The following is a 22,409-nucleotide window of genomic DNA, read 5'->3' as shown; positions in this document are numbered from 1 at the left end:
GGAATCCAGGCTGTCAATTAGAGGGTTTATGCCAGGGCGAGTCAATCCGGATCCTAGCAGGCGCGCCTGTATCGGGACTGAATCGGAGGGAGCCTTTATTAACTTTTGAGTCATTAGCAGGGCTGGACTGCGGCTGACTCGGCCTGGTCTCCGGTTTGCTGACGCCACAATCGGGCATAGAGACCCTGCTGTGCCAGCAGCTCATCATGGCTGCCGGACTCCACTATCTGCCCCTCATCCATTACCAGGATGCGGTCAGCATGGCGGAGTGTATTGAGGCGATGAGCGATGCTGATCAGGGTGCGGCCACGGCGAATGGCAGCCATGTTGGCCATGATGGCAGCCTCGGATTCGTAATCGAGGGCCGAGGTGGCCTCGTCGAGCAGCAGTATCCTGGGGTTGGCCAGCAGGGCCCGGGCCAGGGCGATCCGCTGGCGTTGTCCGCCAGACAGGCGGGCACCCTTCTCGCCCACCTGTTGCTCAAAGCCCTGGGGCAGCTCGCGAATAAAGCCGAGTGCGCCGGCCAGCTGCGCCGCCTGCTCCACCTCGGCCTGGCTGGCATCGGGGCGACAGATACGGATGTTGTCGACGATCGAGCCACAAAACAGAATGCTCTCCTGCAGCACCACGCTCATGTTGCGGCGCAAGGAGACAGGGTCGGCGATGGCGAGATCCATGTTGTCGACCAGCACCTGGCCGTGCTGGGGCACGTAGAGCCGTTGCAGCAAGCGGGTGAGGGTGCTCTTGCCACAACCCGATGGGCCCGTGATGCCGATGAACTGCCCGGGCTCGATGGAGAGGGAGAGATTGGCCAGCACCTCGGGGGCATCCGGTTGGTAGCGAAAGCGGATGTGACGAAACTCGATGGCCCCCTTGAGAGCGGGGACGGAGGCGAGCCCGCCATTGCCGTGCTCGGGCGCCTCGTCGAGTATGTCCCCCACCCGGCGCAGGGCGATCAGGGTGTGCTGGAAGTCCTGCCACACCTGGGCCAGCCGCAGCACCGGCTGGGTGACATGACCCGCCAGCATGTTGAAGGCCACCAGCTCCCCCGGACTTAGCCGGCCGTTCAGCACTTCGCCGACGCCGAGCCAGAGCAGCAGGGCGGCGGTGAGCTTTTGCACCAGATCTATTCCCTGTCCCGCGGCAAGTCCCACCTTTCTGGCCTGAAACCCCCGCCGCAACTGGCGCGCCAGCAGACGCTGCCACTCCCGATAAAAGCGTGGCTCAGTGGCCGTGGTCTTGATGGTTTCGATGCCGGTGACTGCCTCCGTCAGGAAGCTGGTAGCATCGGCATCTGCCTGATACTCGGCCTCGACCCGCTTGCGCACCAGGGGGCCAATCAGCAGCCACAGCAGAAAATAGATGAGCAAGGAACCCAGCACGCAGCCGGTCAGCACGGGGGCGTAATGGAACATGACGCCGACAAACAGCAGGATGAACACCAGGTCCAGCACCAGCATCAGGGTGGAACCGGTGAGGAACTGGCGGATCTGGGCCATCTCTTTGACCCGTGCGATGATCTGGCCGGTCTGGCGCGCCTTGAAATAGTCGATGGGCAGGCCGACCAGATGGCGATAGAGCTTGCCGGACAGCTCGGCGTTGACCTGGTTGGCCAGATGGCCGAACACCTGGCCGCGCAGAAAGCTGTAGAGCGGCTCGGCGCAGGCCAGCGCCAGCATGGCCAGGGCCAGCACCTGCAGGCTGCCGAGGCTGCGCCCTACCAGCACCTTGTCGATGATGTTTTCAAAAAGTAGCGGGCTGGCAAGGGCTATGAGCTGCAGCACGATGGCGAAGCAGAAGACGTCTCGTACCTGCTTCTGCTGGCGCAGTACCGCCGGGCTGAACCAGCCCAGCCCGAACTTGACCTCGGCCGGGGTGAGATCCTGCTGGGCCAGCAATAGATAGTGCCACTGTGCCGCCTGTGTGGGGTTCGGCAGCGGTTGCAGGCTGCTGGTGCCGGTCGCCGGATCAAACAGCTGCCAGCCCTCAGGCTCGATGGCTGTGATGGTGTACCAGCGCCCCTCCCGCTTGAGCAGGGCCGGCAGTGGCAGCGCCGCCAGCGGGCAGCCTGGCCCCTGTGACAGGGCGCTGCGCAGGCCGAGCCGGGCAGCGGCCTCGCGCACTGTCAGATCTTCCGGCGCCAGATCGCAACCCATGGCGTGGGCCAGTTGCCCGGCATCCGCGGCCATCATCAGCTGATGGGCCGCGTGGGCGAGGGCGGCGAGGGCGCCATTGGCGATGGGGGCTGGCTCGTTCACGGGGGCCTCTAAGGCCGGTAAAGCCTGTGTCATTGTCATCGCTCCCGCAGTGCCTCGGCCTGGTATTCACGGATCGGGCTCAGCAGGTAGTCGATCACCCGGCGCCTGTCCGTCTTGACCTCGGCCACCACCGACATGCCCGGGGTGAGCCGTACCGGCTGATTGTCTATCTGCATCTCGCCCCGGCTCAGCTTGACCCTGGCGGGAAAGACCAGCCCCAGTTGCTCATCCGTGGTGGCATCGCGCGACACGCTGACCAGCTCGCCGTCTATGGTGCCGTAACGGGTATAAGGAAAGGCATCCACCTTGATGCTGACCATCTGCCCTTCGTGCACGAAGCCTATGTCCTTGTTGAGGATCTTCACCTCGGCGTACTGGACTCCCTCGTTGGGCACTATGACCAGCAACTGCTGGGCCGGTTGCACCACGGCGCCCTGGGTGTGGATGGCCAGCTGCTGCACTGTGCCCGCCACCGGGGCGCGAATGACTTCCAGGTGCTCCCGCTCGCTCAGCTTGGCGAGCTCCTGCTCGATGGCGGTCAGTTGCAGCTGGGCCTGCTGGCGTTTCTCGACCCACTCCCGCTGTTTCTGCGCCTTGAAGCCGGCCAGCCGCTCCTGCAAGCTCTGCTGCTGGGATTGCAGCACCTCGAGCTCGGCCCGCTGCTGGGCGAGCTGGCGCTGGGTTTCCAGCAGCTCCTTCTCCTGCTCCAGATACTCCACCCGTGAGATGGCCTGGGACTGGCTCAGGGTCTGGCGCGCCTGCAGGCGGGGCCGGATGTTGGCCAGCAGGATAGTGAGGGAGGCCATGTCCCCCCGTCGGGCGGCCTGATTGGCCTGATTGACCCCAAGCTCGGCCTGCAGGTTGTTGAGGGTGCTCCGGTATTCGTGCAGCTCGCTCTGGTGGTTCTCCGCCAGCGCCTGTTGCTGCGCCGGTGTGAGCCTGGCGTAGTCGGGGTGCTGGGTGACGGTTTCGTTGCCATAGAGCGCCTGATAACGGATCAGGGTCTGGTACTGGAATGCCTGTTGCTCGCGCAACCGGCTCAGATCCTGGCTGACCCCCAGGGTGTTGAGGGTCAGCAGCGGCGCGTTGGCGGCGACCGCCTGGCCATCTTCCACGTGAATGGTGATCACCCTGGCCTGCTCGTAGGACTGGATCATCTGGCTGCGGCCAAATACCAGCAGGCGCCCGCTGGCGGTGGCCTGGATGTCGAGCTGGCCCCAGCAGGCCCAGAGCAGGGTGAGCAGCACACCGGCGCTCAGGGTGAGCGCCGTGATGCGGGCAAAGGGGGAGGGCGGCGTCTCGGCCAGCGCCAGATGGGCGGGCAGGAAGCCGTAGTGGGTCTCCTGCTGCCGGGCTGGACCGGGTCGGCGCCAGCGGTTCAGCCAGGTGCGCAGATTCATGGGGTCTCCTCGTGCAAGTCTTGTTGCAGATGCCACAGGCGGGCGTAGTGCTGCCCCAGTGCCAGCAGGCTGGCGTGGTCGCCCTGCTCCACTATCTTGCCGCGCTGCAGGACTATGATGCGGTCGCAGTGGCGCACTGTGGAGAGGCGGTGGGCTATGGTGATGACGGTGCGGCCGCTGGCGATGTGGCGCATGTTGTGCTGGATCAGCGCCTGGGATCCGTCATCCAGGGCGCTGGTGGCCTCGTCAAAGATGAGGATCCTGGGGTCGGCCAGCAGGGTGCGGGCTATGGCCAGCCGTTGGCGCTGACCGCCGGAGAGCGAACTGCCCCCTTCCGCCAGCACAGTGTCGTAGCCAAGGGGCAGTCGCAAAATGAAGTCGTGAGCGCCAGCCAGGGTAGCGGCTCGGATGATGTCGTCCAGGCTGGCGTGGGGCACTGACTGGGCTATGTTGTCGCGCACCGACTTGTTGAACAGATGGTTTTCCTGCAACACCACCCCCATTTGCTGGCGCAGGTGGTGGAGGGGGATCTGCTGGATGGGCTGGCCATCGATGAGGATCTGCCCCCGCTCCGGCTGATAGAGCCGCAGCAGCAGACGGGCCAGGGTACTCTTGCCCGAGCCCGAGCCGCCGACAATCCCCAGCGTCTCGCCGGGCGCCAGGGCGAGGGAGAGATCGTCGATGATGAGAGGGGCATCCGGTTGATAGCGAAAATGCACCCGCTCGAGCACTATGGCGCCGGCGTGGATGCGGCCATCCCCATCGCGCTGATGTTCCGGGGGGAGGTTGAGCATGTCGCCGAGTTTGTCTACCGCGATCCGGGTCTGGATGAACTGGCCCCACAACTCGACCAGGCGCGATAGCGGCTGCGCCACGTGACTGGCCATCATATTGAAGGCGATGAGCTGGCCTATGGTCAGCTGCAGCGCGATCACCTCGCTGGCACCGAGCCAGAGCACTATGACTGTCACCAGTTTTTGCAGCCACATGACCCCGTGCTGGGAGGCATTGTTGAGTTGCTGCACCTGGTAGCCGGCCTCCACCATCTGGCGGGTCTGCTCATCCCAGCGCCGCACGAAACGCGGTTCCAGCGCCAGGCTCTTGAGGGTCTCGGCCCCGGCGACCGTCTCGTTCAAGAAAGCGGTATTGGTGGCCGCATGGCCGAACTGCTGCTCGACCGCCTGTTGCATGCGCGGCGTGATCCACCAAGCGATCAGCACATAGGCGGGAATGGAAAGCAGGATCACCAGGGTCAGCATGCCGGAGAGGCTGGCCATGACGGCCAGGAAGACAAACATGAACAGCACGTCCACCGTCAGGGTGAACAGGGTGCCGGTCAGAAATTCGCGTATGGTGTTGAGCTCCTGCACCCGGGTCACAATGGCGCCCACCTGGCGACTCTTGAAATAGAGCAGAGGCAGTGCAAACAGGTGCTGCACCATGCGCAGCCCGAGCTGGATATCGATCCGGTTGGCGGTATGGGCATACTGGTATTCCCGCAGCCCCCGCAGACAGACCTCCACCAGGGCCGTGATCAGCAGCCCGAACACCAGCACATCCAGGGTTGCCCAGGCCTGATGCACCAGCACCTTGTCCATCACCACCTGAAAGAAGAGCGGTGAGATGAGCGCCAGGATCTGCAACACCAGCGAGAACAGCAGTATCTCGCCGAGCAGGCGTTTTTGCTGCAAGAAGGCGGGGATGAACCAGCGGATGTCGAAGCGACTCTGCCGTTTGCCGACCTCGAGCAAGCGGCCATCCCAGCGTGCCAGCAGTTCGTCTTGTGCTATGACTTGCGGCTTGCCCACGGCTGGATCCAGGATCAGCGCCTGTTCACCCTGGCGCTGGGCCAGCACGAGCGCCTTGCCAGAGGGGCTCAGCAGTACCGCTGGCAGAGTCAGTTTATCGAGTTTTCGAGATGGGATATGACGCTGACGAATGCGGGTTCCTGTCTGTTGCTGCAGCGTATCGATAATATTGTCAAAGGTGTCGTCTGGCGTGGGTGCTATATCTTTAGAGGGACAACCCAGCATCCCGATAATAATATTGATACACGCTAAAACAGACTCTTCACTCGCCGTCATAATAATATCCGTTTGCCGCTGTGACACCCCTCCTGTTTATATGGGGCAAGGTGGCCTGTTGCAGGCAGGGCGCGCATACTAGCGAGCCATTATTTTACTGTCAAATATTATGTTGGCTGACAAATCTCATAATAGAAGGGCCGGGTTGAGTACTGCATCAGGCTAATCTTTAGATATGGATGTATTAACCTTGACGATTGAGTTGATATCTCTATTGACGTATTTGCTCTATTTTTAGGTCATTGTTTAATTGAACATGATAATAATTTCAAATATGGTAAATATAGTGAAATGCGAAATGTTAAGCCCATGTTGTATTGCTTGTGGTGTTATTTTTCATTTTTGTTTTTCTTTATATTTATTGATAATGGAATTTATATGACAGAGCAGTTTGTACAGACAGTATCCAGCGTCAACTATAACAAGGGGATCTTCTCCCTCTATTTCGTCGGACAAGATCCGCTGAAGATGGCGCAAGGGGTCATGGCAGAAAGTGACAACGAGTTGGCACTGAAACAGACGGTCCATATGCCTGCCGCTGGCTTTATGTATATGGTTTCAATGATAAAAAATATGCTTGAAGATCCGCGAATGGCCGCCGAGTTTGACAAGTTGATCGCCGCAGGCCTGATCCCGTCAGCCCCTTCTGACGAGCAACAAGCCGCACCGGCTGCCACAGCACAGGCCGCGCCGCGCAAGAAAAAATAATGTTCCGGTTGGGGATCCAATGAGCTTGGTATTGCAATCAACGGAACCGAACTGGCAACAAAATCAACATATTCTGGGGGGAGTCATGCTGCTGAGTCAGCACTCCTCCCTGCATCGGCGTTATTCCGTCGCCGAGTGGCAGCAGCGAATATTGCCTGCCTTCGAATTGAACCAGTTCAGCTATTATGAAGACTCACACGGGCGCCCGGTTGCATTTTGCAACTGGGCGTTTGTCTCTTTATCCATTCGTGACACCTTGCTGGCCGCCGAGCGGGAGCTGATCCGTGAGGATTGGCAATCCGGCGACCATATTTTTATTCCGGAGATGATAGCGCCATACGGACATGCCCGCACCGTGGTGAGCGATCTGCGTCGCCGGATATTTCTGCCATGGAAAGGGCAGCGGGTCTGTACCGTGCGTGGTCATGTTCATGCCGAACTTGGCCATTGTGTGCGCAGGGTGCAGTGGTTTTCCATTTAATCATAATGAGTTAATACATGGGAAAGAGTGTATGGAGAAGTATTGAGTACTTCTTTACCGGTAATTACACGGCAGATGATGGCAATAATGACATCAATGCCTTTGGCTTCGGTGGCGTCATCCGTGCCTATGGCGGTGACGACACCATCAAGGTCGGCTCCATTGGCGCCACTGTTTATACCGGCACGGGCAATGACAGCGTGTACGGCGGCGCCGCCTACCTCAAGGTGGTCGACGACTCCGGCAACCTGACCGTCAAGGGGGCGGCGGGCTACGCGGACATCAGCAAGTCCGAGTCAGGCAATATCCACTTTGCCGGCGCCAGTGGCGGCACCAATATCGATCACCGAGGGCGCGAGGGAGACATCCGCTATCAGGGGGCGGCTCTTGCCAACTTCCTGACCCGCAAGGGGATCAGTGGCAACGTCAGCTTCGAGGGGGCCGGGGGTTACAACAAGCTCTGGCACCAGACCGACAGGGGCGATCTGACCTTCAGCGGTGCCGGTGCGGCCAACAAGATAGATCGTACCTGGCACAGCCAGTATCAGGGATCGCACGGCAACATCAGCTTCTATGGCGCTGGTGCGGCCAACATCATCAGCTCCCAGCTGGAATCCGGCAACATATCCCTGAACGGGGCCGGCGCCTACAACAAGGTGTTCCGCAAGGGACGCGAGGGGGATGTCGCCTTCAACGGCGCCGGTGGCTGGAACGAGATCTCCCGTTTGCGCCATGAGGATGATGCCTATCTGCAGACCCGTGGCGACATCCGTTTCAACGGCGCCGGGGGTTACAACCGCCTGTTGTCCGATGTGGCCGAGGGCAACATTCACTTCAAGGGAGCCGGGGGATACAACCACCTTTCCCGCAAGGGGTCTGGCAGCGACAGCTCGCCCTTTGCGGGTGCCAGTGCCGACGAGATAGTGCTGACCACGGCCACCATGGGCGGTAGCTGGATTCAAAAGTCCCAGGCGGTCACGGCCATCAAGTCGACCCTGCAACCCAATACCTACCTGTTTGCCTTCTTCGATGGCATGTACACCAAGATCAACCGGGTCGAACTCTCCAACGAGGGCGAGCAGGGTCCCCTGCGTTACCTCTCCACCTCCTGGTACAAGGAAGGCGATCACCTCGCCAGCCTGGCCAGCCGCCAGATCAATGAACAGCAAGGGTTTACCTCGACCCGGACCGACGGAGCTTATCGCCTGACGGATCTGGTGTTTGAACGGCGCCAGCGCATCAAGCTGGAGGCGGTGGAAGCGGATCTGACCGAAAACAGCTGGATCAACTACGGTGGCGGCGTGAACGTGGCGGCGGCCGACGTGACGCTCTCCAGCGCCAAGATGAGCGGTTACGCCATTTTTGAGGATGGCACCAAGGTCGCTGTCAGCGCGGTGAAATCCCGGGTACAGGCCAACACCTATGTGTTTGCCAAGCAGCTTGGCCCCTACACCAAGATAGTGGTGGTGGAGCTGGCCAACGACAGGGAAACCGGTGCGCTCAAGTACCTGGCCAGGGCCTGGTACAAGGAGGGCAACCACATTGCCAGCCTGGCCGATCAGGTCATCTCGGAGCAGACGGGTTTCAGCGCCATGGGCACGGGGGGCTACTCCCTGAGCGAGGTGCACTACCAGCTCGACACCGTGACCGCTGTGTCGGATCGGCTGCCTGCCACCCGGGAGTTTGACTCCCAGCCGTTGCTCCCCCGCCAGCAAGGCGGCGGCAAGAGCAAGGGCGACATCTTCTTCGATGGCGCCGGTGGCGGCAACGTCATCGAGTCTGACGTGACCGAGGGCAACATCCACTTCAATGGCGCCGGGGCCGCCAACGTGCTGATCAAGCGCGGTCAGCGCGGCGATCTGGTGTTCCGTGGCGCGGGTCTTGCCAACGTGCTGGTGCATCAGGGCGCGCAGGGAAAGATGGATGTCTATGCCGTTGGTGCGGCCAACGTGCTGGTACGCAGCGGGGATGGGGAGTATCTGGCCCGCCTGCTGGCCTATGGCAACATCTCGGTGCAGCAGGGGCGTGGCGACAGCCAGGTCGTGATGCTGGGCGGTTACAACACTCACACCCAGATCGGCGATGGCAATGGTCTCTGGCTGGCTGGCGGTGGGGCAAACGTGTTGACCCAGGCCGGTGAGGGACAGCTTGATGCCATGCTGGTCGGCGGAGCCAACGTGCTGACCAAGCTGGGTGCCGGCCAGCTGACCGCCGGACTGCTGGGGGGCGCCAACGTGCTGACCCACATCAGCCAGGGGGACGAGGCTGCCGATACCCGCGCCGTGCTGCTGGGGGGCGCCAACGTGCTCACCAAGAAGGGCAACGGCAAGGTGCAGGCCATCCTGGGGGGGGGCGTGAATGTGCTGACCCAGATTGGCCGGGGTGATACCCAGGCGCTGCTGCTGGGGGCGGCCAACGTGCTGACCCGGGTCGGTGACGGCGATCTCTCGGCCGTGATGCTGGGGGCGGGCAACGTGCTGACCCATGTCGGCGATGGCGCCATCCTGGGGGTCATGGGGGCCGTTGGCAACCTGTTCACCAAGGTGGGCGACGGCACGGCCATTGCCGCCATGATAGGCGCGGGCAACCTGTTTACCCAGATAGGTCAGGGCGACGCCTGGGCCCTGATGGGCGGGGTGGCCAACGTCTTCACCAAGGTGGGGGATGGCAATGCCTTGGCGCTGATGGTGGCCAAGGCCAACGTCTTCACCCATGTCGGTGACGGCCTGACCGTCGCCCTGATGCTGGCCCAGGGCAACCTGGCGACCAAGGTAGGCAACGGCATGACGCTGGCTGCCATGGTGGGCAATGCCAACGTCTTCACCCATGTCGGCCTTGGTGAGACCTTCGCCGCCATGCTGGGGCAGGCGAACCTGATGACCAAGGTGGGCGATGGCCTGACCGCTGCGCTGATGATTGGCAAGGCCAACGTCTACAGCCATATAGGCAACGGCACCAGCCTGGGGCTGTTCGCCGGCGAGCTGAACGTGATGACCAAGGTGGGCGATGGCACCACACTGGCAGCCCTGTTTGGCAAGGCCAACATAGTGACCCATGTGGGCAGCGGTCTGACCGGGGTACTGGCGTTGGGCAAAGCCAACATCATCACCAAGGTCGGAGATGACTTCCTCGGCGCCATTGCCAAGGCCGATGCCAACGTGCTGACCCACGTGGGCAATGGCACCACGGCCGCCGTGCTGTGGGGCAAGGGCAATCTGCTGACCAAGATAGGTGACGGCACCACAGTGGGCCTGCTTATCTCCGAGGTGGGCAACGTCATGACCCATGTCGGTGGTGGCAGCACTATAGGCCTGGCCAAGGGCCGCGCCAACCTGATCACCAAGGTGGGCGACGGCCTGGTGGTGCAAGGGGCCTGGGGGGATGTCAACCTGCTGACCCAGGTCGGTGACGGTGACCGTTACAGCTTCGCCAAGGGCCGCGCCAACGTGCTGACCAAGGTCGGCGATGGCCGCGAGCTGGCGGTGCTGCAAGGGGAGGCCAACCTGGTCACTCAGGTTGGTGACGGTGACAGTTACACAGGTGCCTGGGGTCGCGCCAACATCATCACCAAGGTGGGGGATGGCCGTCAGGTCGTGCTGGCCAAGGGGGATGCGAACATAGTCACCCAGGTGGGGGATGGCGAGAGCTACCAGGCCCTGCTCGGCAAGGCCAACGTCGTCACCCGGGTGGGAGACGGCATCCAGGTCACCCTCGCCAAGGGGGAGATCAACCAGACCACCACTGTGGGGGATGGCCTGAGCGTCACCGCCGCCTACGGCAAGTTCAACAACAACATCAAGGTCGGCGATGGCACCTCCATCAACCTGGCCTGGGGTGATTACAACCTCAACACCAAGGTGGGGGATGGGCTCAACGTCGCCGTCATGAAGGGCAAGGGCAATGCCAATGTCCAGATCGGCGACGGGCTCGACGTCACTGCGGCCTATGCCCGCCACAACGTGGCCATCAAGATAGGCAACGGCGACTTCTACAGCCTGGCCATCGCCAGCAGCAACACCAGCAGCAACAAGCTCGGCACCCTGTTTGACAACATCAAGCAGACCCTGTTCGGTGCGGCAGGCAACCAGGCGATCAACTACCTGGTACAGGGCGATGAAGAGGGCCCGGTCAAGACGCCACAAGCGGCCAGTCTGGGGGATGTACAGACCCTGAGCGGCTTCGGTCTGGACGAGATTGGCGAGGTGAAATCCTCGCTGGCGAGCGGCCTGACCGGCCAGGTGAGCCAGACCGGCGAGCGGGACGAGCAAGCCATGGACAAGGCGTTGCAGCTCGATGAGCAAGGCCTGGTCAGGGGCGGCGAAAACCTCATCGTCAACGGCGATTTCGAACGGGGCGCCCACGGCTGGCAGCATGCCGGTGACGGGATCGAGGCAGACTTTTCTGCCGCCACCTACGGGCTGGCTGACGAAGGTCATGGCCAGCGTGTCAGCGAACTCTCCACCGACAGAAACACCCAGATTTCCCAGGATCTTGCCGGCCTCCAGGCAGGCGAGACTGTCACTCTGAACTTCGATTTTGCCCGTCGGGCCAACATCTCGCTGCAGCACGGCATCGAGGTGCGGTGGAACGGCGAGCGCGTCTTTGCCAGCGAGGGTGACGCAGCCAGCTGGCAGACCAAACGGCTGACCCTGACCGCTCGCGCGGGGAGCAATACCCTGGCGTTCCGGGGCACGGGGGAGAGCAACGGCCTTGGTTATCTGCTCGACAACGTGGTCGCCACGGCGGCTGGCAAGGCCGAGATTGGCCAGGTCAGCGCGCAACTGGCGGAAGACGGCAACGCCGCCCAGGCCCAAGCCGATCGGGCCAGTGCCGATGCCGACAAACAGCGACTGGAGCAGGAAAAGGCACAGCAGCTGGCCGCCATCTCGGGCGCTCAGTCCCAGCTGGAAGCCACCGACGAGGGCAAGTTGGCCGAGAATGGTCAGGATCAGCGCGGCGTCATCGAGGCGGAAGCGCGCGACATGACGACTCAGCTCGACACCCTGGCCCGCCAGTTTGAACAACTCAAGCAGCCCGAAGCGGCCACCATCCCGTCCGGCCAGCACTGGCGCAATGGTTTTGCCGACCGCTTGTTGACCGATACACAGGAAGATCTGGAAGAGGCCAGCGGCACGGCAGGCGAGGCGATTGCGGATGCCAAAACCCGCCGCGAGCAGCAGAGCCAGCAGGTCGATGCCGCCCTGACCCAGTCCAAATCTGGTCAGCAGCGCAGCGAACAGTTGCAGGGCGAGGCCCTGGCGCAGGGGCAGAGCCGGACCGAGCAGGCCGAGCAGCGCCGTCTCGATGCCCTGACCCGCGAGGCCGATGCCCGGCAGCGTCAGCAAGAGGGCGAGTCGAGTGCCAGCCAGGCCCAGGCCGCAGGCGAGCAGGCCAGCAGCCAGGCCAGCCAGCAGGCAACACAGGCCAGACAGAATGCGGCGAGCCTGAAACAAAGCGGTGACAAGCCGAGCCGTCAGGACGCGCATGACGGCCAGAGCCCGGTTGCGGTACCCCGGCTGCCGCAGGCCGGTGAGCTGGCTGTGCCGGATGCCGCAGGTCTGTCGACCTATGCTGCGGCTGGCGCCCAGCCATCGGCCATCGATGCCGCCAATGGCTTGAGTGAACAGGAACAGTCCGCCCTCGATGGCGCCCTGGCTGCGGTCAATCGCCTGCAGATCAATGCCGGGAGCCGTGTTCATGGCACGCCCGCCATCACCCTGCCCGGTATGGTCGGTGAGCGCGAGTCTGGCGCCGCTGTGCCGGCGAGCCATGCGTCTTCGCGCCGCAGCGCCGAGCTGGGTCTGTCCGGTGTCTCCCTGGCCGGGCTGGGGAGCCCGGTGCGAGGCCCGGCCGTCGCCGTGCCCGAGACCGCCGGTTTTGCCTTCCAACTGCTCAGGCGCGAAGACAATGGCTTCATTGACTCCACTCGCCGCCAGCTGGGCAAGCTCTCGACCGACTTGCCAAGCGAGCGGCTCAAGGCGGTACGCGAGGCCGTGGTTCGGGTGCAGCAGCAGCCATCGGAGGCGAATCTGGGGCTGCTGGAGCAAAGCCTGTCCCAGTGGCAGGCTCGCGCCCCCAAAGAGTTTGCCCAGCGCGGTGAACAGGTGAAGGCGCTGCGCTTCGAGGCCGCCTCCTTGCTGAGCCACACCTTCGCCTTCAGGGCCAAGGCTGCCGGTGTGCATGGTCTGGCCCTGCCGCCTGAACAGACAGCCCGCTTCGAACATCAGCTGGTGTTCGACGGCATAGGCCGGATCACGGGAGTGGTGGGTGAGTTGAGTGCCACCGACATAGCCAGGGTGACCGAGCTCGGCATTCGTCCGCTCACCGACACCAACTCCAATGCCGAGCGGCAGGCGCCCCGTACCGAGCATGACAGTCTGATCGCGTTTGCCCATCAGCTGGGTCAGTTCGACACGTCGCAAACCCGCCAGCTGGCCGCAGCGGTCAAGGCACTCTGGCTCTCTGGCGAGGTGAATGGGCCTCGTACCATCGCCCTGTTTGAGACTGCCAGCAAGACGCTGGGGGATCAGCCGCAGCTGCAGGTGCTGGCGCAAGCCTTGCTTGCCGATGCGCACAAGAGCAAGGCGACCGGCCAGTACATAGACAACCTGTTTGGCCGTCGTTTCGACTCCGAGATTGCCCATGCGCTGGTGACCTCACCGTCGCAGGCGGCGATCGATACCTCGGCGCAACTGGGCGCCAGCCTGGTGAAGGAGTTTGGCGACTGGATCCAGACACTGCAGCTGGACGAGGCCACCCAGAGCCAGCGTATCGACAAGAAGATGGCGGCATTCGCCGAGGCCATCAAGAAGGACACCCGTCCCTGGTTCAGCCGGGTGCCCAGCCTGACCGATTTTCTGGCCGAGCCGAATCTGGCCAACTTCAAGCAGATGATGACCCGGGTCGACAACGGCTTCGATGTCATAAAGGTGCCCTTCCTTGCGGTGAAGATGGCCACCCATCCCGAGCTCGGCATGGACACGGCCGACTGGAAGAGAGAGGGGGATCGCTTCTATGGCAGCGTCATCACCAAGGCGCGCTCGACCAGCACCGAGATCGCCTCTGCCAAGGACGGTCTGCTGCAAGTCGACTTGCCGGGTCGTACCACCAGTGACTACGGCACGGGTCTGCACTATCAGCCCGGCGGCGACAAGTACGACGACTTCCTGAGCGGGCGCAGCGTGGCCGATGGCCGCATACTGACGCCGGGCAAGGAGACCACCTTTGAGCGCAACGCGCTGGACAAGGGCTTGCCCGTGGTGACCGGAGCCTCCGGCTCCACCAACATCATGGTGCACCTGAACAACTACCTGGCGGCGAAGGAGCCTGGCTACTCCCCGAGTCAGGCCTACCTCAACACCCTTGCCTTCCTGGTGTTCGATGGCGGCCACTCGGTGAACGAGAGTCTGGCGGTCTATCAGGCCTTGCAGGCGAGCGGGGATGCGCGCAAGCAGGTGCTGGAGAGCTACACCGCCAACTACCGGGATCTGGTGGATCTGGCGGGTGATGCCGGCAAGGCGGCGGTGCAGGATGCCCTCGATCGTGCCTTCGGCCGCACCCTCGATTTTTATCAGCAACACGCCCACTCGGCGCAGCTGGCTGAGCTGGCCGCACTCGGATCGCCGCGCAAGGTCAGTGCCCCTGTCGAGGTGGTTGACCCCGCCTCATCCGGCAAGCCCGTCTCCATGGAGAACGACGGCTCGGCACCGCTAGACAGGCAGTCGCTCAACCCCCTGACCCGTTTCCTCAACGACAACCTCTATGGCACCCGTGATGAGCGGCGCCAGGTGGGCGACATCACCCGGCAGTTGCTCGACCATGCGGTGAGCAAAGGGGAGGCTGCACAAGTGACCCTGCAAGGGGACGCCGGCCGCCTGTCCGGTTACCTGCACAAGGGGACCGAACGGCAAGGGACGCAGGAGGATGGCAAGCCCGAGGTTGTGCTGTTCCTGCATGGCTCAGGTTCTTCTGCCGAGGAGCAAGCCGATGCCGTTCGCAGTCATTACCAGAAGCAGGGCATCGACATGCTGGCGGTCAACCTGCGTGGCTACGGTGCCAGCGATGGTGGCCCAAGCGAACAGGGGGTCTATCAGGATGCCCGCACCATGTTCCGCTATCTGGTGGAAGAGCGCGGTGTGGCGCCCGGCAAGATCCTGATCCACGGCTACTCCATGGGTGGCCCCATCGCTGCCGATCTGGCCCGTTATGCCGCCGAGCAGGGCAAGCCGGTGGGCGCCCTTTTGCTCGATCGCCCCATGCCCAGCATGAGCAAGGCGATCACGGCCCATGAGCTGCCCAATCCGGGCGGTCTGGTCGGGGCGATCGCCAAGGCGGTCAACGGCCGTTTCTCGGTAGAGAAAAACCTCGACGGCCTGCCCAAAAGCACGCCAATTATGCTGCTGACCGACAACGAAGGGCTCGGCAGCGAGGGTGAAAAACTGCGGGCCAAGCTGGCCGTGGCCGGGTATCAGGTCAGCGGTGAGCAGACCTTCTATGGCCATCTGGCCAGCAACCGCTTGATGGGCCAATATGCCGAGCAGATAGTCGGCGATCTGTTCAACCGCAGTCAGTCAGAGGCGGGTGCCGAGGCGCCGCTCAAGGGCATCGAGGGCATCAAGCGCGATCTCAAGCGCTACCAGGAGGCGCTCGCCCCGCAGGTGGGCAGCAACGGTGTGGCCAAGGACATACGTACCACCAGGGCCTTCCTCGCGGGTTACCAGCAGGGGCTGGCCGGCAAGGTGGTTGACGGCTTCCAGCCCGACATGAGCATGACCCAGCTGGTTGATCTGTTCACCCAGCCGACCCTGACGCCACAGCAGCAGGGGGCACTCGCCTGGGAGATCGAGAACCGGGCGCTCAAGAGCACCATCAAACCCAAGGTTGAACAGTTCAACCGCCTGTTCCGTGACGTGGCCTCGCAAGGGGGCGCAGATCCGCTGGCAAGGGAACACCTGGCACCCCAGTTGCTGTTGCTGAATCTGGCGGATGACGGTTTTGGTGGCCGCTGCGATCCCCTCTCCAAGCTGGTGCTGGTCGCCAAGCAGCTGGAGAGCGAGGGGCAGCCGGATCTGGCGCGACGCATGATGGAGAAGCTCTACTCTGCGGCCGCCGTCATCAACAATCCGGATCGCTACTCGGCCGCCGAGCTGGACAATGCCCGCAAGCTGGTGGGCAGTCTGGCCGAGATCCACAACAACACGCCGGCGTCCTACAACTACGACAGCCTGCGCAGCATCAAGTACGACATCGTCAAGGATAAGTGGGAGGGCAAGAGCGCCATCTCGCTCGATAGCGTGCTCGGCAAGCTGACCGCCAAGGGGAACGCCGCCCCCGTCTTGCTGGAGCTGGACGCGCCGGGCCACGCCATGGCCGCTTGGTCCAAGCAGGGTGAGTCGGGCCGAGTCTACGGTTTCTACGATCCCAATGTGGGCATAGTCGAGTTCTCCTCCGCCGAGAAATTCAGTCGTTACATGACCCGTTTCTTTGGCAAGGAGGGGCTCGACATGGCGAACGGCTACCACCTGACGCCGGGAGCGGATGGCAAGCCGCTGTTCTTCCGGGTGACCGAGATGAACGGGGACGCGCTTGCCCGCTTCAAGCCGTCCAAGGATCTTGCCAACAAGGTCACGCTGCAGGAGATCCTGCAGTTGCCGGTGTTTGACGAGAGCCCGATGACAGGGCTGCCGGGCAAAGTGGTGACGCAGGAGCGGGCAACCAGCCTGTTTGCCGATGCCTACAGCCCGGATGAGCTGAAAAAAGCCGCCCAGGTATTTGCCAAGCCCATTGGCGAGTCTTATCAGGGGATCCTGGATCAGCTCGCCGTGCTGCACGGCGCCACCGGGCAGGCGCAGGTGGAGGCCGCATTGCGGCTGAACAAGCTGATCGACGACTACCAGACCAGGCACGAAGGCTCCGGCAGAAATCCGGCGCTGAGCAAGCTGCAGAGCCAGCTCAACGGCGGGCTCTATCGCGGTGAGCTGGCGTCGCTGCAAGCCGATGTCGCGACACTGGCCAAGCGTCGCCCCGATCTGGCAGCGCTCGTCATCGGCAAGGCTGCCGAGGAGGCGAATGGCAAGCACCCGGGTCTTACCCAGATGTTGCTGCGCTGGGTGTCACAAGATCCCTATCTGGCGGCCAAGGAGGGATACCAGGGGCAAGCGCCTGCGGATCTGCCGTTTGATGCCAGCTTCCATGTCGCGCTCGGCGAGCAGTATGGCGAGCTGAAGACGTGGCTGGCAGATGCCCAGTCGAAGGGGCTGCTGAGCAAGGCAGTGCTGGACGAGACTGGCAAGGTGCTGCACCTGGGCTACTCCTACCAGGAGTTGCAGGACATGACGGGGGATCAGTCTGCCCAGATGACTGTCTACTTCATCAAGGAGGCAGCCAAGCAGGCGGCGCCCGGCTCCGAGCTCTCTGCCGAGATGATCATGCTGGACAAGTTTGCCGACCGCCGCTATCTCGGCGAGCTGGAGTCACGCCGCCTCGAGCAGGTTGAGAATATCTATAACAGCAGCAAGCAGACAGACGTGGCGGCCTGGGATGCCCGCTATGCCGGGAACGCCCTGCGGGATCTGAACGCTCAGGTGACGCAGGAGAGCACGCTGGCGGGACAATTGTCACGCCTGCTGGAGAACCGTAACGGCCTGCTGATCGGGGAAACCCATGGCAGCGATGTGAATGGTCTGCGCTTCGTCAACGAGCAGATGGATGTCCTCAAGGCGCAGGGGGTGACCGTCATCGGTCTGGAACACCTGCGCGGCGAGCTGGCGCAGCCGCTGATAGACCGCTATCTGGCGGGGGGAGACATGTCTCCCGAGCTGGCAACCATGCTCAAGAGCAAGCACCTGGAGCCCTCCCTGTTCGAGCGAGCGCGTGAGAAAGGGCTGCGGATTGTGGCGCTGGACGATGGCAGCACCGCCAGACCCGTCATCGCCGGCACCGAGCACGGCCTGATGTATCGCGCCGGAGCAGCCAACAACGTCGCCGTCGACGTGTTGGGCAAGTTGCCGGCTGGCGAGAAGTTCGTCGCCATCTACGGCAGTGCGCACCTGGCGTCCCACAAAGGGATCGAAGGCTTCGTGCCGGGCATTACCCACCGTCTGGGGCTGCCGGCCCTGAAGGTGGATGGGGACAATCGCTTCCACCTGCAGGCGGACGATGTCAGTCAGCGGGTCGAGTACTCCGATGTCGCCAAGAAGTGGACTCCGGTGGCGGCGCTGGATGGCGATGACCTGCCGGTTCGCAACCAGCGGGTCAACCAATGGCAGCAACCTGACGTGACGCCGGGCAACCAGGGGGGCGAGACCCGCTTCGATGGCCAGATCATCATCCAGACCGAAGATGATCCGGTTGCCGCCAAAGCGGCGGCCAGTCTGGCGGGCAAGCACCCCGATCGCAGCCTGGTGGTGCAGCTGGATGCGGATGGCAACTATCGGGTGGTGTATGGCGATCCTGCTCAGCTGGCTGGCAATATTCGCTGGCAGGTGGTGGGTCACGGTCGTGACGGTGACGAGCAGAACAACAGCCGACTCAGTGGCTACAGTGCCGATGAGCTGGCCGGGCGTCTGCGCCGGTTCGGCGAGCGTCTGCAAGAGGCGGGTGTGGCGAGCAAGCCGAGCTACGTCAGCCTGGTGGGTTGCTCCCTGGTGAGCGACGACCAGCAGACAGGGTTTGCGAGCCGCTTCATCAAGGCATTGAAAAACGAGGGGATCAGTGCCCAGGTATCGGCCCGCAGCAGCGAGGTGGCGGTCGATCTGGCTGGTCGCAAGCACACCCGTGGTGAAGATGATGTCTGGGCCCGCAAGGTGGCCGGCAACAAGGTGGTGCTGACCCTCAACGAAGCCGGCGAGCCTGTGGCGCACACCGAGCTGGTGCGCGGCGGCGTGGCCGAAGGGGATATCGATCTGGCCAACGTGGGCCGGGGTGACGGCGAGAGTCGTGCCCGCGGCGCCATCGCCGACAATGACGAGACCTTTGTCGCCCCCGAAAAACAGCGTCAGTCCGAGCCTGCCGCCGGAGAGGCCGACAATGCCGTCAGCTACTCCGGCAACATTCAGGTCAACGTGGGGGATGGCGAATTTACCGCCATCAACTGGGGTACCAGCAACCTGGGTGTCAAAGTGGGTACAGGGGGCATGAAGTCACTGGCCTTCGGCGACAACAACGTCATGGTGCACATCGGGGATGGCGACAGCAAACACAGCCTGGACATCGCCGGCTACCGGGCGTTGGAGGGGGCCCAGCTGTTCGTGGGCCAACGCAACGTCAGCTTCAACCAGGGGCGCAGCAACGATCTCATCGTGATGCTGGAGAAATCCATCCCCACGCCACCCATGGTCAACCCCTTTGGCGGGGCGGCCCGTATCGCCGGTGCCCTGCAGCAGATAGCCGGAGACGGTTCGCAGCCGAACTGGTTTGCCAGCCAGTGGGAGCAGTGGACCCTGGCCGGGGCCAACAAGTTCGTGGCGGACATGGCCGGGCTGGATCAGACCAGCAGCGTCAAGTACGGCTCGCTCACGGCTCTGGACAGCGACCATGAGCGCAGCAGTCGCGGCCTCAAGAGCGATCTGGAGGCGACTCTCAACAAGGCGTTCAACCAGCACGTCTTGGGCGGCGGCCAGGGTGAAAAGGGGCCTCTGAGCCGGGCGGACAAGCTGCGCCAGGCCAACGAGAAGCTGGCGTTCAACTTCGCGGTTGCCGGGCAGGGGGCCGATATCCAGGTCACCACGGGCAACTGGAACTTTGTGTTTGGTGACAACATCCAGGCGATGCTGGACACCAACCTGGGTTCCCTGTTCGGGATCCTGACCCAGGAGTTCACGTCGACCGGGCAGGCCAAGACCACCTTTACCTTCACTCCGACCGATCTGCCGCGCCAGCTGCAAAACCGGCTGCTGGGACGACTGGCCGGGGTGGGGGCCGATACCACGCTGGCAGATATCTTCGGCGTGGATTACAACGCCCGGGGTCAGCTGGTGGCGCGCGATGGCGCGGCCATCGATGCGCCGGCCCTGTTGCAGGAGATGCTGGGGGTCATCGCCGAGTTTGGCGGCGATCAGCTCAAGAGCCTGACCGATCCGGCCAAGTGGCGCGATCAGCTCAAGGCCGGGCTGGATCTGGGCACAGATGCCCTCGGCGATTTTGCCCGCACCCACGGCTTGCAGGAGGCGGCCCCCGAAGAGGCCAAACCCGGTGAGGTGTCGGTGCAGCAGGGGGAAGGCTCTGCCAAGGCCGCTGCCCAGCCGGCCACCGCACAGGAGAAGGCGTTCGGTTTCAACGCCCTGAGCCTGCCCAACCTGTTTGCGACCCTGTTCAACGGGGACAAGCAGGCGGAGCTCAAGACGCTGGCCAGCAACCTCAAGCAGAACCTGACGGCCGATCTGCTCAACATGAAGGAGCAGACCTTCGACTTCCTGCGCAACAGTGGTCACCTGCAAGGGGATGGCGACATGCACGTCTCCCTTGGCAACTACAACTTCAACTGGGGGGGAGACGGCAAGGATCTGGGGGCCTACCTCGGCGACAACAACAACTTCTGGGGTGGTCGCGGGGACGATGTCTTCTATGCTACCGGCACCTCCAACATCTTCACCGGCGGCGCCGGTCAGGACACTGGCATCATGATGGGACGGGAGAACATGATGTTCGGCGGACAGGGTGACGACGTCGCCGTGCTGGCCGGCCGTGTCAACCGCGCCTTCATGGGCGAGGGCAACGATCAGGCCTTCATCTTCGGGGAAGAGGGCATAGTGGAAGGGGGCGCCGGCCAGGATTATCTGGTGACCTCCGGCAACTACAACCAGATCGATGCCGGTGCGGATCAGGACTTTGCGGTGACCATAGGTCATCACAACCAGATCCGGCTGGGTGAGGGGGATGACGTTGCCATGGTGTTCGGCAATCACAACCGCTTGCTGGCCGAGCATGGCAACAATCAGGTCAAGCTGATGGGTTATCACGCCAGTATCCGGGGCGGTGACGGCCGGGATCGGCTGATCGCCGACCGGGTCGCCAAGTTCAGCCAGCTTGATGGCGGGGACGGCGATGATCTGCTGGTGCTGGGGGGTTATCAGAACCGCTTCAGTGGCGGCACTGGCGTCGACAGCTTCGTGTTCAGTGGCGAGGTGATAGAGAACCTGGTGCAGGACATCGGCAAGGAGGACTTCATCGTCTTCAACGACGTCAGCTGGCGGGATCTCTGGTTCAAGCGCAGCGGCTACGATTTGCAACTGCTGGTCAACCGTCACACCGACGGGGCGAGCGAGCAGGGCAAGTTCGAGCAACTGGGCAGCGCCACCTTCAGCAACTACTTTGCCGACAACCGGGCCCAGCTGGTCATAGGTCTTGGCGAGCAGCAGGCAGAGGGCGAGCGCGCCTACACGGCGCTCTCTCACCATGCGGTCGACAGCCTGATCCAGGCCATGAGCAGCTTCGCCCCCGAAGCGGGCGACATGGGACTGATCAATCGCCTCGACAGTCAGGCCAACAGCCTGGTGCAGTCTGCCTGGGGGGATGTGATACAGGGTCGGGCGCACGTCGCCTGAGCGACCTGAAGCCAACCCAATGACATGCAAAACCTGCTCTTCGGAGCAGGTTTTTTTATGGGAAAACGGTGGGCGTGAGCTTCCTTGCCGGTGTGTAACGGCGGGAGAGCGCGCCTTGGCTACCGGCTCCTTAGTACAGCCTGCTCGCCGCCCATCACAGGCTCTGCCAATGGATGGGGCTGCGCCTGCCTTTCCAGCCATAGGCGCCTTCCACTCTCAGGCTGGTTATGATATCCATTCGATAACCTGGTCTGGGGCAAGCGGGTCCATGGGGACGCGCTGCCAGCGGCCAGGGTGCCGCCTGTCGGCGCTACCCGGGGCTTCGCCTCGCCGTGTTCATTCCTCCCTGCAGGTCATGGGTTATACGCAAAAGAGGCTTTATGGAGTTGTTGTTACTGGCGGATGCGCCATCTGCCGCAGGCGTGGTTGCCTCATGGTATTTTGACGAATGGTGCCGCGACAGTGGTCGCTTTACTCAAGAGCAGGTGCTGGCCAAGGTCATGGCGGCCACCCAGGTTGACCGGGCTCCGCTGATGGTACTGGCCCGCCAGGCCGGTGAATGGGTGGGGGCTGCCGAGCTCAAGATCCGTGAAATGGCGATATTTCCCGAGTACGAATATTGGTTGGGTGGGGTATATGTCGTTGAAAAAGCGCGTGGGCAGGGTGTTGCCTCCTTGCTGGTAACAGAGATCCTCAGCCGTGCTCGCAGGGCGGGGATCAGCAAGCTGTACTTGCAAACCGAAAACCTGAGCGGTGGCGTTTATTGCCGTCATGGTTTCAAGGCCGTTGAGGAGGTCAATGATAAAGGCGTTCATGTTCTGGTGATGGTGGCGGATACCGGCATCTAACCCTCGTCAGAAGCGCTGATCTGCAGCAGCTTGCTCCCCGCTTCAGCGCGCATAATCATTTAGTGCGATCAATAAAAAAGCCAGTCA

7 protein-coding genes are annotated in these 22,409 nt (G+C 62.8%); 4 read left to right on the top strand and 3 right to left on the bottom strand.

Annotation, left to right across the window (positions count from 1 at the left end; genetic code table 11):
- Positions 1-113: 113 nt before the first annotated feature.
- The 3 genes from GWQ31_RS01355 to GWQ31_RS01345 are packed head-to-tail and all read right to left on the bottom strand — an operon-like array spanning position 114 to position 5,742.
- On the bottom strand, positions 114-2,291 hold the full coding sequence (locus tag GWQ31_RS01355; protein WP_275908467.1) for a type I secretion system permease/ATPase: 2,178 nt from the start codon (positions 2,289-2,291) through the stop codon (positions 114-116).
- Positions 2,292-2,293: 2 nt separating this feature from the next.
- Complete coding sequence (locus tag GWQ31_RS01350; protein WP_275908466.1) at positions 2,294-3,658, bottom strand: HlyD family type I secretion periplasmic adaptor subunit; 1,365 nt, start codon at positions 3,656-3,658, stop codon at positions 2,294-2,296.
- Positions 3,655-5,742: a peptidase domain-containing ABC transporter gene (locus GWQ31_RS01345; RefSeq protein WP_275908465.1), complete on the bottom strand. Its 2,088-nt coding sequence runs from the start codon at positions 5,740-5,742 to the stop codon at positions 3,655-3,657. The genes GWQ31_RS01350 and GWQ31_RS01345 overlap by 4 nt, the downstream gene beginning before the upstream one ends.
- 309 nt (positions 5,743-6,051) lie before the next feature.
- Here GWQ31_RS01345 and GWQ31_RS01340 point away from each other — a divergent pair, with 309 nt between their 5' ends.
- The 4 genes from GWQ31_RS01340 (at position 6,052) to GWQ31_RS01325 (ending at position 22,322) form a co-directional block, all read left to right on the top strand.
- Entirely contained in the window at positions 6,052-6,450 is a 399-nt protein-coding gene (locus GWQ31_RS01340) for a peptide chain release factor 1 (RefSeq protein WP_275908464.1), read from the top strand.
- 85 nt (positions 6,451-6,535) lie between these two features.
- Positions 6,536-6,931 (top strand): toxin-activating lysine-acyltransferase, encoded by a 396-nt coding sequence (locus tag GWQ31_RS01335; RefSeq protein ID WP_275906663.1) that lies wholly within the window; start codon positions 6,536-6,538, stop codon positions 6,929-6,931.
- Positions 6,932-6,948: 17 nt separating this feature from the next.
- On the top strand, positions 6,949-21,474 hold the full coding sequence (gene rtxA / locus GWQ31_RS01330; protein WP_275908463.1) for an MARTX multifunctional-autoprocessing repeats-in-toxin holotoxin RtxA: 14,526 nt from the start codon (positions 6,949-6,951) through the stop codon (positions 21,472-21,474).
- 380 nt (positions 21,475-21,854) lie between these two features.
- Positions 21,855-22,322: a GNAT family N-acetyltransferase gene (locus GWQ31_RS01325; RefSeq protein WP_275908462.1), complete on the top strand. Its 468-nt coding sequence runs from the start codon at positions 21,855-21,857 to the stop codon at positions 22,320-22,322.
- Positions 22,323-22,409 lie beyond the last annotated feature (87 nt).

It is taken from the genome of Aeromonas sp. 2MA4 (assembly GCF_029237305.1).
In the GTDB taxonomy this organism is placed as follows: domain Bacteria; phylum Pseudomonadota; class Gammaproteobacteria; order Enterobacterales; family Aeromonadaceae; genus Aeromonas; species Aeromonas salmonicida.
The sequence above is the reverse complement of the archived record's forward strand: the minus strand, read 5'-3'. Positions and strand labels throughout refer to the sequence as shown.

Coding starts and splice junctions, on each gene's coding strand:
- GWQ31_RS01355 (WP_275908467.1), bottom strand. CDS start 2,291: ATGACACAGGCTTTACCGGCCTTAGAGGCCCCCGTGAACGAGCCAGCC.
- GWQ31_RS01350 (WP_275908466.1), bottom strand. CDS start 3,658: ATGAATCTGCGCACCTGGCTGAACCGCTGGCGCCGACCCGGTCCAGCC.
- GWQ31_RS01345 (WP_275908465.1), bottom strand. CDS start 5,742: ATGACGGCGAGTGAAGAGTCTGTTTTAGCGTGTATCAATATTATTATC.
- GWQ31_RS01340 (WP_275908464.1), top strand. CDS start 6,052: ATGTTGTATTGCTTGTGGTGTTATTTTTCATTTTTGTTTTTCTTTATA.
- GWQ31_RS01335 (WP_275906663.1), top strand. CDS start 6,536: ATGCTGCTGAGTCAGCACTCCTCCCTGCATCGGCGTTATTCCGTCGCC.
- rtxA (WP_275908463.1), top strand. CDS start 6,949: ATGGGAAAGAGTGTATGGAGAAGTATTGAGTACTTCTTTACCGGTAAT.
- GWQ31_RS01325 (WP_275908462.1), top strand. CDS start 21,855: ATGGAGTTGTTGTTACTGGCGGATGCGCCATCTGCCGCAGGCGTGGTT.